We start from the raw sequence: 17,897 nt of genomic DNA, 5'->3' as shown, positions 1-17,897 counted from the left end.
TGAGCGCGAGCGGCACGTTGACCTCAACGTCCTCTTCCTCCCACCGCCATCCCACCCATGTTCACCATCGCCAGCCTCTGGATTCCCTTTACCGTCATTGCCGCGCTCGGCCAGGTCGCGCGCAATGCGATGCAGCGGTCGCTGACGAAGCCGCTGGGGACCTGGGGCGCAACCAATATCCGCTTCCTGTTCGGCTTTCCGTTCTCGCTGCTGTTCCTGGCGGTGGTGCTGGTCGCCACCGGTGATCATCTCGGTATGCCGCCCGGCGTGTTCTGGCCGTGGCTCCTGCTCGGCGCGCTTAGCCAGATCGTCGCGACCGGCCTGATGCTGCTCGCCATGAACGACCGCTCCTTCGTGGTGACGACGGCCTATCTGAAAACCGAGGCGATCCAGACCGCCATCTTCGGCTTCGTCTTCCTCGGCGATCATCTGACATGGCTGAAGGTGCTGGCGATCGTGATCGCGACAATCGGCGTCGTCATCACCGCGCTGCGGCCCGGCGGCGAGAAGAGCTTTGCCGAATTGAAGCCGACCATCACCGGCCTCGTCGCGGCCGCCGCCTTCGCGCTCTCTGCGGTCGGCTTCCGCGGCGCCATCATCAACGTGCCTGATGTCTCGTTCGTGACGGCGGCATCCTTCACGCTGGTGCTCGGGCTGTTCGTGCAGACGCTGATCCTGACGATCTATCTGCTCTGGCGCGCGCCGAACGTGCTTCAGGCGATCCTGGGGCTTTGGAAGCCATCGCTGCTCGCCGGCTTCATGGGCGCGTTCGCCTCGCAGTTCTGGTTCCTGGCGTTCGCGCTGACGGCCGCCGCCAATGTCCGCACCCTCGCTTTGATCGAGGTGCTGTTCGCGCAAGGCGTGGCGTATTATTCGTTCAAGCAGCCGATCGCGCCGCGCGAGGTTATTGGCATCGCGCTGATCGTGATCGGCGTGGCGGTGCTGGTGGGAGTTTAATTCCGATCTTCCGGCAGCGTCGGCAGCGGCGACACCTCGATGCCTTCGTCGATCAGCGACTTGGCCTCGTCGGGCGAGGCCTCGCCGTAGATCGGACGATGCTCCTTGTCGCCGTAATGCATCGCGCGGGCTTCGGTGGCGAATCGCTCACCGACATTGTCGGCGTTCTTCACGATGTGATCGCGCAGCTCCTTGAGCTTGGCACGCAGCTCGCGCTCCTGCGCCATCAACAGCGAGGTCGGTGCGGATTGCGCAGCCTCGGGCGCGGGCGTCGTGGCGGTGGGCTCGGGCGGCGGCGTGGCGCGTCCGCGGCCCTTCTTGCCGACGATGCGCGGCGCCATGATCGCCTTGTCGACCTTGGCCGAGCCGCAGATCGGACAGGTCACGAGCTTGCGCTTCACCTGAGAATCGTACGCGGCCGAGCTCTGGAACCAACTCTCGAAGTCGTGGCTCCGGTCGCAGCGGAGCGCGTAGCGGATCATGCCGATCCCCGCACCAGGTGCAGATGGTCCGGCCCCGCCTTGGGGTCGGCGACGCCGAAGCGGCGGCCGTGCTGGAGCGAGGGGATGGCGCGGCGCGCGGTCTCGACCTTGGCCGGGTCGATTTTTGCCATGATGATGCCGGGCTCGACATCGCCCTCGGCGAGAATCTCGCCCCAGGGATCGATGATCAGCGAATGGCCATAGGTCTCGCGCTTGTTCTCGTGCAGGCCTGCCTGCGCCGCGGCGAAGATGAAGCACTCGGTCTCGATCGCGCGCGCACGCAACAGCACATGCCAATGCGCCTCGCCGGTCTTGCGGGTGAAGGCCGAGGGTACCGTGATGAAGTATGCGCCGCTTTCGGCCAGCGCGCGGTAGAGCGCGGGGAAGCGCACGTCATAACAAATCGTCAGGCCGACGCGGCCCCAGGGCAGGTCGGAGATCACCGCCGTCTCGCCCGGCTGGTAATTGGCGGATTCGCGATAGCTCTCGCCGTCCGGTAGCTCGATGTCGAACATGTGGATCTTGTCGTAGCTCGCGAGCACATTGCCCTCGGGCCCGATCAGGAAGGAGCGGTTGACCGCTTTTTCGTCCGAAAAGCGCAGCGCCAGCGAGCCGACATGGATGTGGATCTTCAGTTCGGCCGCGAGCGCCCGGTATGCCCTCAGCGAGTTGTCATCGTCCTGGCTCTGGAGGTGCTCGAACAGTGCCTTGCGGTTGAGCTGCATCATGTTGCTGACTTCGGGCGTCTGCACGTAGTCGGCGCCATTGGCCGCCGCCTGGCGGATTAGCCTGGTGGCCTGCGCGAGGCTCGGCTCGGGCATCAGGCCGGTGCGCATCTGCACCATCGCCGCCGTGAAGGTCCTGGTGTCGCTCATGACTCCGCCTTGACGCTTTCGAGCATGCCGTCGAGCTTGCCTTCGCGATCGAGCGCGTAGAGCTCGTCGCAGCCGCCGACATGGGTTCCGCCGATCCAGATCTGCGGGAAGGTCGAGCCCTCGCCGGCGCGATCGTACATCTCCTGGCGCCAGGACGGGTTCTTGGCGATATCGAACTCCGTGAAGGTCGCCTTCTTGCGGGTCAGCAGCGACTTGGCGGCGGAACAATAGCCGCAGCCCGGCCTCGTGTAGATCTCGACAGCAGCGGTCATCTTGCCTGGCGCTTTCATGTCATGAATTCATTGAATTATATGGGACTTCACCGGGTCTCGACAACCCGGGCAAACACCAGCACGTCCACTTGCGCCGCTTTGGCCCGGAGCAGGGCCCGCGCACAGGCATCCAGCGTCGCCCCGGACGTCAGGACGTCGTCGATGAGGACAATGCGCCGACCCTGGATGTCCGCCTGACGGTCCGGGGATACCTGGAATGCGCCCTGCACATTGGTGGCGCGCTGGGCTCGCGACAGGCCGATCTGCTGCTCGGTCGCGCGGACCCGGCGCAGCACCTCAGCCTTCGCTTTCACGCCGCTCTGCCGCTCGATGATCCGTGCCAGCGCCCCGGATTGGTTGTAACGGCGGCGCCAGGCCCTTCGCCAGTGCAGGGGAACGGGCACCAGCATGTCGGCCTCGGCGAGCAGCTCGCCGCCCGCGCGCGCCATCCAGCGGCCCATGGCGGGCGCCAAATCCGCGCGGTCCTGGTATTTCAGCGCATGCACCAGGGTGCGCGCGACGTCGTCATAACGCACCGCGGCGCGCGCCCGCTGGTAGGCCGGCGGGCTCGCGATCGCCTCCATCGACAGCATGTCGGGGCCGGGATCGTACACAAAAGGAATGCCGAGCCGCGGGCAGTAGGGCCGTTCGATGAACGACAGCCGCGCCCAGCACGCCGCGCACACGCCCTCGCCGTCGACCGGCTCGCGGCAGGACACGCACAGCGTCGGCAGCGCGATGTCGAGCGCAAGCCGTGCCGCACGTGACAGCACGTGGCGGCCAGCCGTCCATGCGGCACGCAGGGGGGCGGCGATGGAGCTGAAGGGGGCGGCGTCGGATGCCATGGCCGAAAGCTAGCGCCGCACGCACCGGATTGCCAGAACCAGCGTGATCGGCGTAACCAGCGGCATGGCTCAAGACCCGCAAACCCCGCCCGCTTTGTTCGACCGTACTTTGCTGCACGCGCGACAGCGCCGCGCGCAGGCGCAAGGGGCCGTGAGCTTCCTGCTGGATCGGGTCGCCGAGGACATGTCCGACCGGCTGGCCGCGGTGATGCGGGAGTTTCACACAGCGGCCGATCTCTGGACGCCCGGCGAGGGTCTCGCGGTGCTGCACGCGCGACTGCCCTCGATCGAGCGCATCGAGCTCGATGCGTCGGGTGCGGAGAAGCTGCCTTTTGCGCCCGAAAGCCTCGATCTCGTGGTCTCGGCGCTGGCGCTGCAATTCGTCAACGATCTGCCGGGTGTGCTCGCGCAAATCCGTCGCGCGCTGAGGCCGGACGGGCTGCTGCTGGCGGCGATGATCGGCGGCGACAGCCTGACCGAGCTGCGCCAGGCTTTTGCCGCCGCCGAGGCCGAATGCGAGGGCGGCGTGTCGCCGCGCGTCGCACCGTTTGCCGATCTGCGCGACATTGGTGCGCTGTTGCAGCGAGCAGGATTTGCGCTGCCGGTCACCGATGTCGACCGCGTCGTGGTGCGCTATGGCAACGCGTTCGCGCTGATGCAGGATATCAGGCGCATGGGCGCCGCCAATGTGCTGATCGAGCGGCGGCGCACGCCGAGCCGGCGATCGACGCTGCTGCGGATGGCCGAAATCTACGCGGAACGCTTTGCCGATGCCGACGGCCGCATCCGTGCGACCTTCGATATCATCTGGCTCTCCGGCTGGGCCCCGGATGCGAGCCAGCAGCAGCCGCTCAAGCCCGGCTCAGCCAAAGCGAGCCTGGCGGAGGCGGTGAAGAAGGCGGGAGGGACGTAACTCCTCATGGTGAGGAGGCGCGTCAGCGCCGTCTCGAACCATGCAGGCCCGGCTCTCATCCGCAGCCATCCTTCGAGACGACCGCTGCGCGGTCTCCTCAGGATGAGGTCTGGGCTCACATCAGCAAATCGATCAAATGCGGGATCAGCGGAACATCCGCGGGCGGCATGGGATAGTCGCGCAGCTTGTTGGCGCGGACCCAGGCCAGGGTCTGGCCTTCGCGTGGCGCGACCTGTCCCTCCCAGCGCCGGCAGATGTAGAGCGGCATCAGGAGGTGGAAGGTCTCGTAGCCGTAGCTTGCGAATGTCAGCGGCGCCAGGCAGGGCTCCGCGACGGTGATGCCGAGTTCCTCGTGGAGTTCGCGGATCAGGCTCTGTTCCGGCCGCTCGCCGGGCTCACACTTGCCGCCGGGAAATTCCCAGAGGCCGGCCAGCGTCTTGCCCTCGGGGCGCTGCGCGATCAGGACGCGGTTGTCGGCGTCGACCAGCGCGCAGGCCACCACCAGCGTCAGTTTGAGATCAGCCATGCCTGGAATGTCGCTCGCTGAAGGTCATTCGCAACGGTTCGTTAACCCTGTTAAGGCCCGTGTTTCCGAGGTCTCCATAAGTCATATTTAATCCACGGTTCCTAGAGTGGAAACGCCGAAACCAATCCGGGCCAGATCCATGCGCGCTGAGTGTCGTACCATCTTCCGCCGGTTCCTCCGCGACCGGCGCGGCAATGTGGCGGTGATCTTCGCAATCTGCTGCGTGCCTCTGATCACGTTCGTCGGCAGTGCGATCGACTACTCGCGCGCGACGCAGGTCCGGGCGAAACTTCAGGGCGCGGCCGACGCGGCCAGCGTCGGTGCGCTCGCCAAGACATCGCCGGGGTTCGTCGCGGCGGGCTCGATGACCACGGACGGCACGATCACGGTCGGCGTCACCGACGCCCAGAAAATCTTCGATGCCAATCGCGCCAACCTGACCGGCTATACGCTCAACAGTGTCACCCCGACCGTCGTCAAGACCGGCTCGACCATCAACTCGACCGTCTCGTTCACCGCCACCATCAATACCATGTTTCTCGGCCTGATCGGCAAGACCACGCTGACCATGAGCGGCACGTCGGCGTCGACGGCCAATATGCCGCTCTATGTCGACTTCTATCTCCTGCTGGACAATTCTCCGTCGATGGGCGTCGCAGCGACACCGGCCGACATCACGAAATTGCAGGGAAAGACGGGTGGATGTGCATTCGCCTGTCACGACACCACCAAGGCGGCCGGCACAAGCAACTACGACATCGCCAAAGCAAATGGCATCACGACCCGAATTGACGTGGTGCGCCAAGCGAGCGCGAACTTAATGGACACGGCCCAGAGCACGCAGACCTACGCGAACCAGTTCAGAATGGCGATCTACGATTTTGGGGCTTCGTCAGCGACGATCGGATTGAGAAATCTGTTCGCGCTTTCTTCGAGCCTGAGCTCCGCCAAGACGGCGGCGGGAAACATCGACCTGATGGCGGTTGCCGGTCAGAATGACGTGTATACTATCGACAAAGATACTCCCCTCACCACTATTTTTCCCGCAATCAATAGCGCAATCGCCTCGCCTGGAGCAGGGACGTCCGCGTCACCAATGAAGTATCTGTTTTTTGTATCCGATGGGGTCGCTGACGAAGCCAACTCGGGCATGACGATGTGTAGTGTCTCGTCTTCTTCGTATCCTCTCGCGTCATCGAACCGCTGTCAGTCGCCGCTCAATCCGGCGCTCTGCACGACCATCAAGAACCGCGGGATCAAGATCGCGGTGCTGTACACGACATACCAACCGCCTACTGACGGCTGGTACAACACATGGATATCGCCCTTTAACCCCGGGCCGTGGGGGCCGTCTCCGAACAGCAAGATCGCGCAGAACATGGAGAGCTGCGCTTCGCCGGGATTCTATTTCGAGGTTAGCCCCACCCAGGGCATTTCGGAAGCGATGAACGCGCTGTTCAAGAAGGCGCTCGCGGATGCGCGGATCTCGGGGTGAGGCAGCCGTAAACTCTATGACCTGTAATCCCCGTTGATCGCGACATACTCCTTGGTGAGGTCGCAGGTCAGCACGCGGTCGCGGCCCTTGCCGAGGCCGAGCGAGACCTTGATCGCGATCTCCGGCGCCTTCATCGCTTCCGACACCTGCGCCTCGTCGTAGGACGGATCGCGCGCGCCGCTCTTGGCGACGCGGATGCCGTTGAAGGAGATCGAGAGCTTGTCGCGGTCCGCCGGCTCTCCTGCCTTGCCGACCGCCATCACCACCCGGCCCCAATTGGCGTCCTCACCGGCGATAGCGGTCTTCACCAGCGGCGAGTTCGCGATCGACATCGCGATCTTACGCGCTGAGGCCTTGGTCTTGGCGCCCTCGACGGTGATCTCGACCAGCTTGCGCGCGCCTTCGCCGTCGCGGGCCACCTGCTCGGAAAGATTGGCGAGCACCTGGTTGAAGGCCTTGACGAAGGCTTTCAGGCGCGGGTCGCTGGCCCGGCTGATCTTCGGCGCGCCGTGTTCTGCAGCAGCACCGGTGGCAAAGGCCAGCAGCGTGTCCGAGGTCGAGGTGTCGCCGTCGATCGTGACCGCGTTGAACGTGTCTTCGACGCCACTCTTGAGCAGCGCCTGCAGCGCGGCAGGCGCGATCGGTGCGTCGGTGAAGATGAAGGACAGCATCGTCGCCATATCGGGCGCGATCATGCCGGCGCCCTTGGCCATGCCGTTGATGGTGACCTTGGCCTTGCCGAGCTTCACGGTCGCGGTCGCGACCTTCGGGAAGGTGTCGGTGGTCATGATCGCCTTGGCGGCGGCGAGATAATCGCCGGCCTCGGCGGTTTCAGCGAGCCGACCAAGCACGCCGTCGAACTTGGACGCATCCAGCGGCTCGCCGATCACGCCGGTCGAGGCCAGGAAGATTTCTCCCTCGGTGCAGCCGACGGCCTTGGCCGCGATCTTGGCGGTCAGTGCGGTGGAGCTGCGACCGGTCTTGCCGGTGAAGGCGTTGGCGTTGCCGGAATTGACCACCAGCGCGCGCGCCTTGCCGCCCTTCAGCTTGGCGCGGCACCATTCCACCGGCGCGGACGGGCATTTCGACTTGGTGAAGACGCCTGCGACCGCGGTGCCCTTGTCCATCACCGCGAGCAGAACGTCGGTGCGGTTCTTGTAGCGGATGCCGGCCTCGGCGGTCGCGAGACGGACCCCCGCGATCACGGGCATGTTCGGAACGTTCTTCGGGGCGAGGGGAGAGACGGAGGAGGACATCACGGGCGCCTTGATGGGGTCTGGATATGCAGATGGCCGGGCGATGCCCGGCCATTGCGACGTTAGATACCCTCGGCGTCACCGAAGTGACAGCGAATTCTTACTTCTTCGCGGGCGGCGCCATCTTGCTGTCGGACGGCTTCGCATCGGCAGGCTTGGCATCGGTAGACTTGGCATCGGCAGGCTTGGCCGCATCAGCCGGCTTGGCGTCCTTGGCCGCATCCGCCGGCTGGTCCAGCCGCTCGACCTTGGCTTCCGCGCGCAGCTTGGCGACGTAGTCGGCCTGGGCCTTGCGGGTGACATACTGCTCGATCTGCGCCTTGACCTGCTCGAAATCAGGCGCCTTGCGGCTGCGCTTTTCCTCGACCTTGATGACGTGCCAGCCGAACTGCGACTTCACGGGGTCGGAGATCTTGCCCGGCTCGAGCGCGAAGGCGATTGCCGAGAATTCCGGCACCATCTGCTCCTTGGTGAAGAAGCCGAGGTCGCCGCCGTCGGCCGAGCCCGGATCCTTGGACTTCTTCTTGGCGAGTTCGGCGAAGTCGGCGCCCTTGTCGAGCTCGGCCTTCACCGCCTTGGCCTCGTCCTCGGTCTCGACCAGGATGTGGCGGGCGTGCACTTCCTGCTCGCCGGTGATCTGCTTGGAGGCCTCCTCATAGACCTTCTTCATGGCATCCGGGGTGGTGGCGGCCTTGCCCTCGCCGGCGAGCAGGCTGTCCATCAGCAGGCGGTTGCGGGCGAACGCGAGGCGCTTCTTGAACTCCTCGCCGTCGGCGAGCTTCTTGTCCTCGGCGGCCTTGCCGACGATCTTCATGTCGATCAGGAAGGACAGGACGTTCTCGTCCTTGGTTGCCGGATCCATCTGGGCGAGGCTCGGCCCGAGTTCCTCCTCGGCCATGGCAACGTCGCTCTTCTTGATTTCAGCGCCATTGACCTTCGCCAGCACCGGATCGTCGGCAGCCCGGCCGGGACCCGCGATCAGCGCCAGCGCAAGGCAGCCCACGAGGGCGGTGGCGAGGCCGAAGCGCAGGCCGGTTTTGGTTACCGGGAACGAGGTGGTCATGGAAAATCCTTTTGTTGAAGCAGGGGGCTGCTCGAGCGGGGCGGACACTCGCCCAATTCAGGGGGCCTTGGCAACGCGAAAAGTCTGTCAAAATGATGAATTAGCCGCAATGCACCCGCCGTTGACAAGGCCCTGACCGGGCCATATCTCTGCCCGGTCGCGTCCATGCGATGGCGTTTATTTTGCTGCGTTTTTGGCCGTTGAACCCAGACTTGCCCAACTCCCACCCATATGGCGGATGGACCCCCCGCAGTCCGGGCTCCGGCGCCCGGCAGGCGTCACGGTGAGTTGATAGGCAGGCGGGTGACAACCTCTTGGCTGCAACGCGAACGCGGTTGAATCGCGAACACAGGAACTAAGCATGATCGGCGCGCTCGCCCGCAAGTTTTTCGGCTCCGCCAACGACCGGCGGGTGAAGGGATATCAGTCCCGCGTCAACGCGATCAACGCGCTGGAGCCCGAGGTCTCGAAACTCTCCGACGAGGCTCTCAAGGCCCGCACCGTCGAGTTCAGGCAGCAGCTCGCCGAGGGCAAGACCCTGGACGACCTGCTGGTCCCCGCTTTCGCCACCGTCCGCGAAGCCGCCAAGCGCACGCTCGGCCAGCGCCATTTCGATGTCCAGCTGATCGGCGGCATGGTTCTGCACGAGGGCGACATCGCCGAGATGAAGACCGGCGAAGGCAAGACGCTGGTCGCGACGCTCGCGGTCTACCTCAATGCGCTCGCCGGCAAGGGCGTCCACGTCGTCACCGTCAACGACTACCTTGCCCGCCGCGACTCCGCCTGGATGGGACAGATCTACGGCTTCCTCGGCCTGACCACCGGCGTGATCGTGCACGGCCTCGACGATTCCGAGCGCAAGACGGCCTATGCCTGCGACATCACCTACGGCACCAACAACGAATACGGCTTCGACTATCTGCGCGACAACATGAAGTACCGGCTCGAGGACATGGTCCAGCGGCCACACTTCTACGCCATCGTCGACGAAGTCGACTCCATCCTGATCGACGAAGCGCGCACGCCGCTGATCATCTCCGGCCCGCTCGACGACCGCTCCGACTTCTACAACACCATCGACGGCTTCCTGCCCGAGCTCGACAAGTCCGATTACGACGTCGACGAGAAGCAGCGCACGGTGACGCTGACCGAAGCCGGCATGGAGAAGATCGAGACGCTGCTGCGCGATGCCGGCCAGCTCAAGGGCGAGTCGCTCTACGACGTCGAGAACGTTTCTGTCGTGCACCACATCAACCAGGCACTGCGCGCCCACACGCTGTTCACGCGCGACAAGGACTACATCGTCCGCGACGACGAGGTCGTCATCATCGACGAATTCACCGGCCGCATGATGCAGGGCCGCCGCTATTCCGAAGGCCTGCATCAGGCGCTGGAAGCCAAGGAGCACGTGCAGGTCCAGCCGGAAAACCAGACGCTGGCCTCGATCACCTTCCAGAACTATTTCCGGATGTACGAAAAGCTCGCCGGCATGACCGGCACGGCGCTGACCGAAGCCGACGAACTGTTCGACATCTACAAGCTCGAGGTCGTGGAAATCCCGACCAATTTGCCGGTCGCCCGTCTCGACGAGGACGATGAGGTCTATCGCACCCAGAACGAGAAATACGCCGCGATCCTCGCCGAGATCGAGCGCGCCAATGCGCGGCTGCAGCCGGTGCTGGTCGGCACCGCCTCGATCGAAAAATCGGAAGTGATCGCCGAATATCTGAAGAAGCACGGCTATCGGCAGATCGATTTCGGCAACGAAAATTCGATGCAGAAGCTGTACGCCGCGGCCCGCGCCGGCAAACCGGCAAAGCTGTTCGCGGTGCTGAACGCGCGCTTCCACGAGCAGGAAGCCTACATCGTCGCGGAAGCCGGCGTGCCCGGCGCGATCACGATCGCGACCAACATGGCCGGCCGCGGCACCGACATCAAGCTCGGCGGCTCGCTGGAAATGCGCATCCAGCAGGAGGCCGCTTCGATCGAGGACGAGGCCGAGAAGGCCTTGAAGATCGAGCAGATCAAGGCCGACATCGAGCACTTCCGCGAGATCGTTCTGAAGGCCGAGGAAGAGGTCGAGATCGAGCCGGCGAAGGGTTCGAAGCCGGCCAAGACCGTGAAGAAGCCCGGCGGCCTCTACATCATGGGCTCCGAACGCCACGAATCCCGCCGCATCGACAACCAGCTTCGCGGCCGTTCCGGCCGTCAGGGCGACCCCGGCCGCTCGAAATTCTTCCTGTCGCTGGAAGACGATCTGATGCGCATCTTCGGCTCGGATCGCCTCGACAGCATGCTGCAGCGTCTCGGCCTGCAAGAGGGCGAGGCCATCATCCATCCCTGGATCAACAAGGCGCTCGAGAAGGCGCAGCAGAAGGTCGAGGCCCGCAACTTCGACATCCGCAAGAATTTGCTCAAGTTCGACAACGTCCAGAACGACCAACGCAAGGTGATCTTCGACCAGCGCGTCGACCTGATGAAGGACGACAGCGTCGCCGAGACCGTCGCCGACATGCGCCACGCCTTCATCGACGACCTCGTCGCCAAGCACGTGCCCGAGCATGCCTATGCCGAGCAGTGGGACGTCGCGGGCCTGAAGGAAGAGCTCAAGCGCGTGCTCGATCTCGACCTGCCGGTCGATGACTGGGCCAAGGAAGAGGGCATCGCCGACGAGGAGCTGCTCACGCGCATCGAGACCCGCGCCGACGAGCACATGGCCGCAAAGGTCGGGCAATGGGGCCCCGATGTGATGCGTTACGTCGAGAAGACCATTCTGCTGCAGACGCTCGACCATCTCTGGCGCGAGCATCTGATCATGCTCGACCATCTGCGCCAGGTCATCGGCCTGCGCGGCTACGGCCAGCGCGATCCGTTGCAGGAGTACAAGACCGAAGCGTTCAACCTCTTCCAGGAGATGAGCGCGCATCTGCGCGAGGCCGTCACGGCGCAGCTGATGCGGGTCGAGATCGTGCCGCCGGAGCAGGAAGCCCCGGTGCTGCCGCCGATGGAAGCGCACAAGTTCGACCCGAACACCGGCGAGGACGAAATGGCACTCGCCAGCGTCACGCTCGGAGCACAGGCCACCGACGCCGCGTTGCGTGATCCCAAGAACCCGGCAAGCTGGGGCAAGATCGGCCGCAACGAGGATTGCCCGTGCGGCTCAGGCAAGAAGTACAAGCATTGCCACGGGCGGTACGGCTAGCGATGAGCTGTGAGGTGCGACGTCAGTGCCTCACGCTCCACTGTCGTCGCCCGGTTTAGCCGGGCGACCCAGTACGCCGCGGCTTCTCGGTTCAAATCACATCAGTCTCTGGAATACTGGATCGCCCGATTAAATCGGGCGATGACAGCGACTATGTGGCGCGCAGCTCCATCGTCGTCCTGGCGAAAGCCAGGACCCATTACCCCGGCAACAGGTTAGAGCGCGAGCTGCTAACCCGCGCGAGTTTTCGCCAAACTACGTTCTGGGGTAATGGGTCCTGGATCGGCGCTCCGCTTCGCTGCGCTTGTCCAGGACGACCCGTCGAGAGAGCTGGCTAAACGTACCGCTCAATTCGAGCTGTCGATCAAGCTCTCCAGCAGCCGCTTCAATTCGCTCGTCGATTTGTCGCCGTAGCTCTCTAGGATGTGCTCCTCCTGGTCGACCGCGAGCGAGTTGAGCTTCTTGCTCAGCACCTTGCCGCGATCGGAGATGAACATCAGGACCTTGCGGCGATCGTTCGGGTCCTGCACGCGATAGACCAGCGTGTCGGAGACCATGCGGTCGATCATCTTGGTCAGCGTCGGATGGTTGAGCAGCACGGCATCCGCAAGCTCGCCCATCGAATGGCCGTTGCCATCCGACAGGACTTTCAGGATGCGCCACTGCTCGACGGGCACGCCTTCCTTGCTCAACCGCAGTTCGAGCTGCCGGTTGATCTCCCGGTTGGCTTGCGCGAGCAGGTAGGCGAGGTGTTCGGTGATTGGGGTGTTCGGTTTTGCCACGGCTAAGACTTTGTCTTGACCCAAATGAGTGAATGTCTTGCAATCGATGCTGCATCTATATGCACTTCAATTCTTGAATATTCAATATTTTCAAAATAGGATATTGCCCAACAATAGGGCGGGTGCCGCGGCCGCCTCTCGAATGAGCTTTCAAGCCTGGTGTCAGACAGGAGTTGGCGTGCGCGCGACGGTAAACTTCCCGGCTCACGGCGGTCCGGCGTTACCGCCGTCCTTGCTGTTCAGGAATCTGTCGTCCGCGGCAGCGGATTTCGACCTGTCGCCGGCTGACGCGCATTTCATGAAGCGCCGCGGTGCACACAACAAGCTGCGCATCGGTGGCTTCATGTGCTGCACCGGCTCGCCCGGCGTTTGGGGTCCGTGTGCGACAAGCAGCGCGCAGCTCGCGGTCGCCGAGATCAACAAGCGCGGCGGCATTCTCGGGCGCGAGATCGAGCTTTCGATCTACGACGCCGGCGGCCCGCTCGACGAGATTCTGAGCCGCGCCGAGCAGGCGATCGCGTCCGATGAGATCGACCTCATCGTCGGACTGCATACCAGCGCGGTGCGTGTGGCGCTGCGCAAGGTCACCACCCGCCACCGCATCCCCTACATCTACACGCCCGTTTACGAAGGCGGCGAGCAGACGCCGGGGGTCATGGCGATCGGCGAGACGCCGCGCTGGCAGAGCCGCCCCTCGATTCACTGGCTCGCCGACGTCAAGAAGGCGGCGCGCTGGTACCTGATCGGCAGCGACTATGTCTGGCCCTGGCAGTCGCACCGCGCGGTGAAGCGCTACATCAAGGAGGCCGGCGGCCATGTCGTCGGCGAAGAGTTCGTTCCCCTCGGCGAAGATAATCACGAGCCGCATCTGGAGCGCATCCGAGCCGCGAGGCCGGACGTCGTCCTGATCTCGTTGATCGGCACCGACAGCATCACGTTCAATCGCGCGTTCGGCGAATGCGGCCTCGGCGCCACGACGCTGCGGCTGGCCGGGGCGATGGACGAGACTGTGCTGCTCGGAATCGGCGCCGACAACAGCGAGAACCTGTTCTGCGCCTCAGGCTATTTCCCCGGCATCGGATCGCGGGCCAATGACGACTTCCAGAGCCGCTATCGCGCGATGTTCGGACCGAACGGCCCCCCGATCGGCTCGCTCGGTCAATCCAGCTATGAGGGACTGCGCTTCCTCGAGGCCGTGGCGAACAAGGCGGGCACGTTGGCGATGGGACCCATGCTCGCGGCCGGCCGCAACATCGTCTATGGCGGCGCGCGCGGCCCCGTCACCGTCAGGAACGGACACACCCGGATGCAAATGTATCTCGCCGGGGCGGATGGCCTCGATTTCAAGCTGATCAAACCGATCTGATGCGGGCCCAGTGACGCGCACAGGCGGAAATCCAAAATAATACTTGAAAAGGAAAATATTTCCGTCTGTAGTATCGAAGCGAAGCCGCCCGACCGGTGCCATGCAGGCGCAGGACGGCTTCCGTCCAATGCCAGGGATCAAGAAACTTCAGGAGAGCGCCGTGACAGTTGTCCTTCCCACGCCAGCCCAATTGCGCAGTGTCGCCGACCAGTGCGGCCTTTCGCTGTCCGATGACGATGTCGCCTCGTTCCGCGGCCTGATGCAGGGCTCGATCGAAGCCTACAACCTCGTCGGAGCCATGCCCGACGAGGTGCCGGAGGTCAAATATCCGCGCACGCCGGGCTATCGGCCCTCGCCGGAAGAGAACCCGCGCAACGCCTGGTATCGCAAGTCGACCGTGAAGGGTGCGGCGAGCGGCAAGCTCAAGGGCAAGACGGTCGCACTGAAAGACAACATCATGCTCGCCGGCGTTCCCATGATGAACGGCTCGGCGACGCTCGAGGGTTATGTCCCCGATTTCGACGCCACCATCGTCACGCGCATGCTCGATGCCGGCGCCGAGATCGCCGGAAAAGTTCATTGCGAATCCTTCTGCATGTCCGGCGGCAGCCACACCAATGCGGTCGGCGCAGTCCACAATCCGCACAAGATGGGCTATTCGGCCGGCGGCTCGTCGTCAGGCTCCGGCGTCGTCGTCGCGCTCGGCGAGGTCGACATGGCGATCGGTGGCGACCAGGGCGGTTCGATCCGCATGCCGTCCTCGTTCTGCGGCACCTATGGCATGAAGCCGACCTGGGGCCTCGTGCCCTACACCGGCATCATGCCGATCGAGGTGTTCGTCGATCATACCGGCCCGATGACGGCGACCGTCGCCGACAACGCGCTGCTGCTCGAAGTGCTGGCCGGCGACGACGGCTACGATCCCCGCATCAAGGCGCCCAAGGTCGAGGAGTACACCAAGGCGCTCGGCCAGGGCGTCAAGGGCATGAAGATCGGCATCCTCAAGGAAGGCTTTGAGCAGGCGAATGCTGAAGCCGCCGTGAACGAGAGCGTGCGGGAGGCCGCAAAGCGTTTTAGGGATCTCGGCGCCACGGTCGAGACCGTTTCGATTCCGATGCATCTCATGGGCCCCGCGATCTGGACGCCGATCGGCACCGAGGGCATGACCCAGACCATGATGTATGGCGACGGCTATGGCCTGTCCCGCTCCGACCTCTATTCGACCACGCTGATGGACTTCCATCGCGGCTGGCGGCGGCAGGCGGATTCCCTGTCCGAGACCACAAAGCTGTTCCTGCTGCTCGGCACCTACATCAACAATACTTTTGGTCCGCGCTATTACGGCAAGGCGCTCAACATCTCCCGACGCCTGACTGCGGCCTACGACAAGGCCTTCAAAGACTACGATTTGCTATTGCTGCCGACCACGCCGATGAAGGCGACGAAGCTGCCGGAACCCACGGCCAGCCGCGAGGACTATGTCGCGCGTGCGCTGGAGATGATCTCCAACACCGCGCCGTTCGACATCACCCATCATCCGGCGATGTCGCTGCCCTGCGGCATGGTCGACGGCCTGCCCGTCGGCCTGATGCTGGTCGGCCGCATGTTCGAGGAATCCACCATCTACCGTGCCGCGCATGCTTTCGAGCAGATCGGCGACTGGAAGAAGATGTGAGCGAGGCATTGATGCGGGCCAACGGAACAGGGAAGCGTTTTCGGACGCGTCAAGACATCAAGCCGGAGCCCCGTTCCGATTCCTTCGGAACGGGAAAGGCTCCGGCGCATGGCTAACGCGTTCGTCGCGGCGTTCGAGATCCTGAGCTTTGGCGCGATCATCGTCCTGATCGTGCTGGGGCTCGGGATCATCGCCAGCATGATGGGCATCTTCAACTTCGCGCAGGGCGAGTTCGTCCTGCTCGGGGCCTACATTACCTATCTCGCCTACGCCAAGGGCCTGCCCATCTGGGCCGGCATGGTCGCCGCGCCCTTCGTCGTCGGCGCGCTCGGCTTCGTGCTGGAGGCGCTGATCATCCGACGCTTCTACGCAGCCCCCATCGTCGCCATGCTCGGCACCTATGCGCTCGGCTTGATCATCCGCGAATCCGTGCGCGGCCTGATCGGCGGCTTCTATCTCACCGTGCCCGAGCCGATCGGCGGCTCGATCGACATCGGCGCCATGCATATCTCGGCCTGGCGCTTCACCATCATCGTCATCACGGCGCTGGTGATGGGTGGCTGCTATCTGCTGCTGGCGCGCACCAGCTTCGGCCTGCGCGTGCGCGCTACCCTGGAAAATCCGTCGCTGGCACGCGCCTCGGGAATCTCCACGCCGCTGATCTACGGCGCCACCTTTGCGTTCGGCGCGGCACTTGCCGGCCTTGCCGGCGCGCTGATCGTGCCGGTGTTCAGCCTGTTCGCCGATCTCGGCCTGCGCTTCCTGATCCAGGGCTTCGTCGCGGTCATGGTCGGCGGCGTCGGCTCCTTCATCGGGCCGGTCGCGGGCGCCGGCGTCATCGGCACGCTCAGTGCCGCGCTGCCCTGGGTGATGGCGCCCGTCGTGGCCGATGTCCTCGTTTTCGTTCTCGCCATCGTCTTCATCAAATTCCGGCCGCAGGGCCTCATCGCTGGAAAAGGGGTTTAGTCACATGTCCGATCGCACTCAGCTCTCCCGCCGCCGCTTCCTCTCGAATTTCGCCTTTGCCTCCGGGGCGGTCGCAACCGGCGTCGGCAGCTGGGTGATCCCGGCGCCCTGGGCCAATGCGGCCGAAGCCCCGATCAAGGTCGGCATCGCCACCGATCTCACCGGACCGATCGCCTACGCCGGCAATGCCGACGCCAATGTTGCGAAGATGGTGATCAAGGAGATCAACGCCGGCGGCGGTCTGCTCGGCCGTCCGCTCGAGCTCTACATCGAGGACACCGCCTCGAACGAATCCGTCGCGGTCGGCAACGTCCGCAAGCTGATCCAGCGCGACAAGGTCGACATGGTGCTGGGCGGCATCACCTCGTCGATGCGCAACGCCATCAAGGACCCAATCGTGGCGCGCGGCAAGACGCTCTACATCTACCCGCAGCTCTACGAAGGCAAGGAGTGCACGCCCTATCTGTTCTGCACCGGGCCGACGCCCGCGCAGCAGTGCGACGAGTTTATTCCCTGGCTGATCAAGAACGGCGGCAAGAAGTTCGCGCTGCCGAGCGCCAACTATGTCTGGCCGCACACGCTCAACGTCTACGCCCGCAAGGTGATCGAGGCCAACGGCGGCGAGGTCGTGTTCGAGGAATACTATCCGCTCGACCAGGTCGACTTCTCGTCGACCGTCAACCGCATCATCTCCAACAAGGTCGACGTCGTCTTCAACACCGTCATCCCGCCGGGCGTCGGTCCGTTCTTCAAGCAGCTCTATGAAGCCGGCTTCCTCAAGAACGGCGGGCGGCTGGCCTGCGTCTACTATGACGAGAACACGCTCAACATCAATCAGGCGGCCGAGATCGAGGGTCTCGCCAGCTGTCTCGATTATTTCAAGGTGCTGACCAAGGAGAACCCGTTCGACGCGAAAATCCAGGCGGCCTACGAGAAGGATTTCCCGGGCAATTTCCTGTTCGCCGCCGGCAGCGCCGCCACCGGTACCTATCGCGGCCTGAAGCTGTGGGAAGCCGCCGTCAAGGAAGCCGGCAAGATCGACCGCGAGTCGGTCGCGGCTACGCTCGACCACGCCAAGATCGCGGAAGGCCCGGGTGGACCGGCCGAGATGGTGCCGGGCAAGCGGCACTGCAAGATGAAGATGTACACCGCGGTCGCCAAGGGCGGGAACTACGAGATCGTCGGACGCAGCGACGGCCTCGTCGATCCCAAGGAATGCTAG

Annotated in this window: 16 protein-coding genes; 8 read left to right on the top strand and 8 right to left on the bottom strand. The window is 64.2% G+C overall.

Translation table 11 applies throughout. From position 1 onward, the window contains the following. The first annotated feature begins 57 nt into the window (after window positions 1–57). Window positions 58–957: an EamA family transporter gene (locus AC0L3U_RS18170; RefSeq protein WP_473362625.1), complete on the top strand. Its 900-nt coding sequence runs from the start codon at window positions 58–60 to the stop codon at window positions 955–957. On the opposite strand, the gene AC0L3U_RS18165 is transcribed toward AC0L3U_RS18170, so the two are convergent. From AC0L3U_RS18165 to AC0L3U_RS18150, 4 genes are read right to left on the bottom strand one after another with little or no spacing between them, the layout of a single operon-like run. Next, entirely contained in the window at window positions 954–1,439 is a 486-nt protein-coding gene (locus tag AC0L3U_RS18165; RefSeq protein ID WP_247464461.1) for a DUF1178 family protein, read from the bottom strand. The two genes, AC0L3U_RS18170 and AC0L3U_RS18165, sit on opposite strands and share 4 nt — an antisense overlap. Beyond that, complete coding sequence (locus AC0L3U_RS18160; protein WP_473362624.1) at window positions 1,436–2,314, bottom strand: carbon-nitrogen hydrolase family protein; 879 nt, start codon at window positions 2,312–2,314, stop codon at window positions 1,436–1,438. The genes AC0L3U_RS18165 and AC0L3U_RS18160 overlap by 4 nt, the downstream gene beginning before the upstream one ends. Further along, window positions 2,311–2,586, bottom strand: a complete 276-nt coding sequence (gene grxC, locus AC0L3U_RS18155) for a glutaredoxin 3 (RefSeq protein WP_275172801.1) — start codon at window positions 2,584–2,586, stop codon at window positions 2,311–2,313. The genes AC0L3U_RS18160 and grxC overlap by 4 nt, the downstream gene beginning before the upstream one ends. A 47-nt stretch (window positions 2,587–2,633) precedes the next feature. Beyond that, window positions 2,634–3,431 (bottom strand): ComF family protein, encoded by a 798-nt coding sequence (locus tag AC0L3U_RS18150; RefSeq protein WP_473362623.1) that lies wholly within the window; start codon window positions 3,429–3,431, stop codon window positions 2,634–2,636. A 64-nt stretch (window positions 3,432–3,495) separates the two neighbouring features. Between AC0L3U_RS18150 and AC0L3U_RS18145 the strand changes: the two genes are divergently transcribed. Continuing rightward, window positions 3,496–4,344, top strand: coding sequence for a methyltransferase domain-containing protein (locus AC0L3U_RS18145; RefSeq protein ID WP_473362661.1), 849 nt, complete (start codon window positions 3,496–3,498; stop codon window positions 4,342–4,344). Window positions 4,345–4,459: 115 nt separating this feature from the next. Here AC0L3U_RS18145 and mutT read toward each other — a convergent pair whose 3' ends face one another. Further along, complete coding sequence (mutT, locus tag AC0L3U_RS18140; RefSeq protein WP_473362622.1) at window positions 4,460–4,870, bottom strand: 8-oxo-dGTP diphosphatase MutT; 411 nt, start codon at window positions 4,868–4,870, stop codon at window positions 4,460–4,462. Window positions 4,871–5,009: 139 nt separating this feature from the next. Here mutT and AC0L3U_RS18135 point away from each other — a divergent pair, with 139 nt between their 5' ends. Beyond that, complete coding sequence (locus AC0L3U_RS18135; RefSeq protein ID WP_473362660.1) at window positions 5,010–6,365, top strand: TadE/TadG family type IV pilus assembly protein; 1,356 nt, start codon at window positions 5,010–5,012, stop codon at window positions 6,363–6,365. A gap of 14 nt (window positions 6,366–6,379) precedes the next feature. On the opposite strand, the gene argJ is transcribed toward AC0L3U_RS18135, so the two are convergent. Beyond that, window positions 6,380–7,621 carry a bifunctional glutamate N-acetyltransferase/amino-acid acetyltransferase ArgJ gene (gene argJ, locus AC0L3U_RS18130; RefSeq protein WP_473362621.1) on the bottom strand — a complete coding sequence of 414 codons (1,242 nt, stop codon included), beginning with the start codon at window positions 7,619–7,621 and terminating at the stop codon, window positions 6,380–6,382. Window positions 7,622–7,721: 100 nt separating this feature from the next. Next, the gene (locus AC0L3U_RS18125; protein WP_473362620.1) at window positions 7,722–8,684 is read right to left on the bottom strand and encodes a peptidylprolyl isomerase; all 963 of its coding nucleotides are present in this window, start codon (window positions 8,682–8,684) and stop codon (window positions 7,722–7,724) included. Window positions 8,685–9,045: 361 nt separating this feature from the next. Between AC0L3U_RS18125 and secA the strand changes: the two genes are divergently transcribed. Further along, window positions 9,046–11,886 (top strand): preprotein translocase subunit SecA, encoded by a 2,841-nt coding sequence (secA, locus tag AC0L3U_RS18120; protein WP_473362619.1) that lies wholly within the window; start codon window positions 9,046–9,048, stop codon window positions 11,884–11,886. A gap of 347 nt (window positions 11,887–12,233) precedes the next feature. Here the strand turns inward: secA and AC0L3U_RS18115 are convergent, their stop codons facing one another. Continuing rightward, window positions 12,234–12,668 (bottom strand): MarR family winged helix-turn-helix transcriptional regulator, encoded by a 435-nt coding sequence (locus tag AC0L3U_RS18115; RefSeq protein WP_007599198.1) that lies wholly within the window; start codon window positions 12,666–12,668, stop codon window positions 12,234–12,236. A gap of 178 nt (window positions 12,669–12,846) precedes the next feature. Between AC0L3U_RS18115 and AC0L3U_RS18110 the strand changes: the two genes are divergently transcribed. From AC0L3U_RS18110 to AC0L3U_RS18095, 4 genes are all read left to right on the top strand, one after another. After that, a complete protein-coding gene (locus AC0L3U_RS18110; protein WP_473348387.1) occupies window positions 12,847–14,034 on the top strand; it encodes a substrate-binding domain-containing protein in 1,188 nt (395 codons plus the stop codon). A 160-nt stretch (window positions 14,035–14,194) separates the two neighbouring features. Further along, window positions 14,195–15,709 (top strand): amidase, encoded by a 1,515-nt coding sequence (locus AC0L3U_RS18105; protein ID WP_473362618.1) that lies wholly within the window; start codon window positions 14,195–14,197, stop codon window positions 15,707–15,709. A gap of 108 nt (window positions 15,710–15,817) precedes the next feature. Continuing rightward, window positions 15,818–16,675: a branched-chain amino acid ABC transporter permease gene (locus tag AC0L3U_RS18100; protein WP_063992465.1), complete on the top strand. Its 858-nt coding sequence runs from the start codon at window positions 15,818–15,820 to the stop codon at window positions 16,673–16,675. A 4-nt stretch (window positions 16,676–16,679) separates the two neighbouring features. Beyond that, the gene (locus AC0L3U_RS18095; RefSeq protein WP_007599205.1) at window positions 16,680–17,897 is read left to right on the top strand and encodes a substrate-binding protein; all 1,218 of its coding nucleotides are present in this window, start codon (window positions 16,680–16,682) and stop codon (window positions 17,895–17,897) included.

The organism is Bradyrhizobium sp. Kon69 (assembly GCF_055807515.1).
This window is presented reverse-complemented; position numbering and strand designations above follow the sequence as displayed.

Coding starts and splice junctions, on each gene's coding strand:
- AC0L3U_RS18170 (WP_473362625.1), top strand. CDS start 58: ATGTTCACCATCGCCAGCCTCTGGATTCCCTTTACCGTCATTGCCGCG.
- AC0L3U_RS18165 (WP_247464461.1), bottom strand. CDS start 1,439: ATGATCCGCTACGCGCTCCGCTGCGACCGGAGCCACGACTTCGAGAGT.
- AC0L3U_RS18160 (WP_473362624.1), bottom strand. CDS start 2,314: ATGAGCGACACCAGGACCTTCACGGCGGCGATGGTGCAGATGCGCACC.
- grxC (WP_275172801.1), bottom strand. CDS start 2,586: ATGACCGCTGCTGTCGAGATCTACACGAGGCCGGGCTGCGGCTATTGT.
- AC0L3U_RS18150 (WP_473362623.1), bottom strand. CDS start 3,431: ATGGCATCCGACGCCGCCCCCTTCAGCTCCATCGCCGCCCCCCTGCGT.
- AC0L3U_RS18145 (WP_473362661.1), top strand. CDS start 3,496: ATGGCTCAAGACCCGCAAACCCCGCCCGCTTTGTTCGACCGTACTTTG.
- mutT (WP_473362622.1), bottom strand. CDS start 4,870: ATGGCTGATCTCAAACTGACGCTGGTGGTGGCCTGCGCGCTGGTCGAC.
- AC0L3U_RS18135 (WP_473362660.1), top strand. CDS start 5,010: ATGCGCGCTGAGTGTCGTACCATCTTCCGCCGGTTCCTCCGCGACCGG.
- argJ (WP_473362621.1), bottom strand. CDS start 7,621: ATGTCCTCCTCCGTCTCTCCCCTCGCCCCGAAGAACGTTCCGAACATG.
- AC0L3U_RS18125 (WP_473362620.1), bottom strand. CDS start 8,684: ATGACCACCTCGTTCCCGGTAACCAAAACCGGCCTGCGCTTCGGCCTC.
- secA (WP_473362619.1), top strand. CDS start 9,046: ATGATCGGCGCGCTCGCCCGCAAGTTTTTCGGCTCCGCCAACGACCGG.
- AC0L3U_RS18100 (WP_063992465.1), top strand. CDS start 15,818: ATGGCTAACGCGTTCGTCGCGGCGTTCGAGATCCTGAGCTTTGGCGCG.
- AC0L3U_RS18095 (WP_007599205.1), top strand. CDS start 16,680: ATGTCCGATCGCACTCAGCTCTCCCGCCGCCGCTTCCTCTCGAATTTC.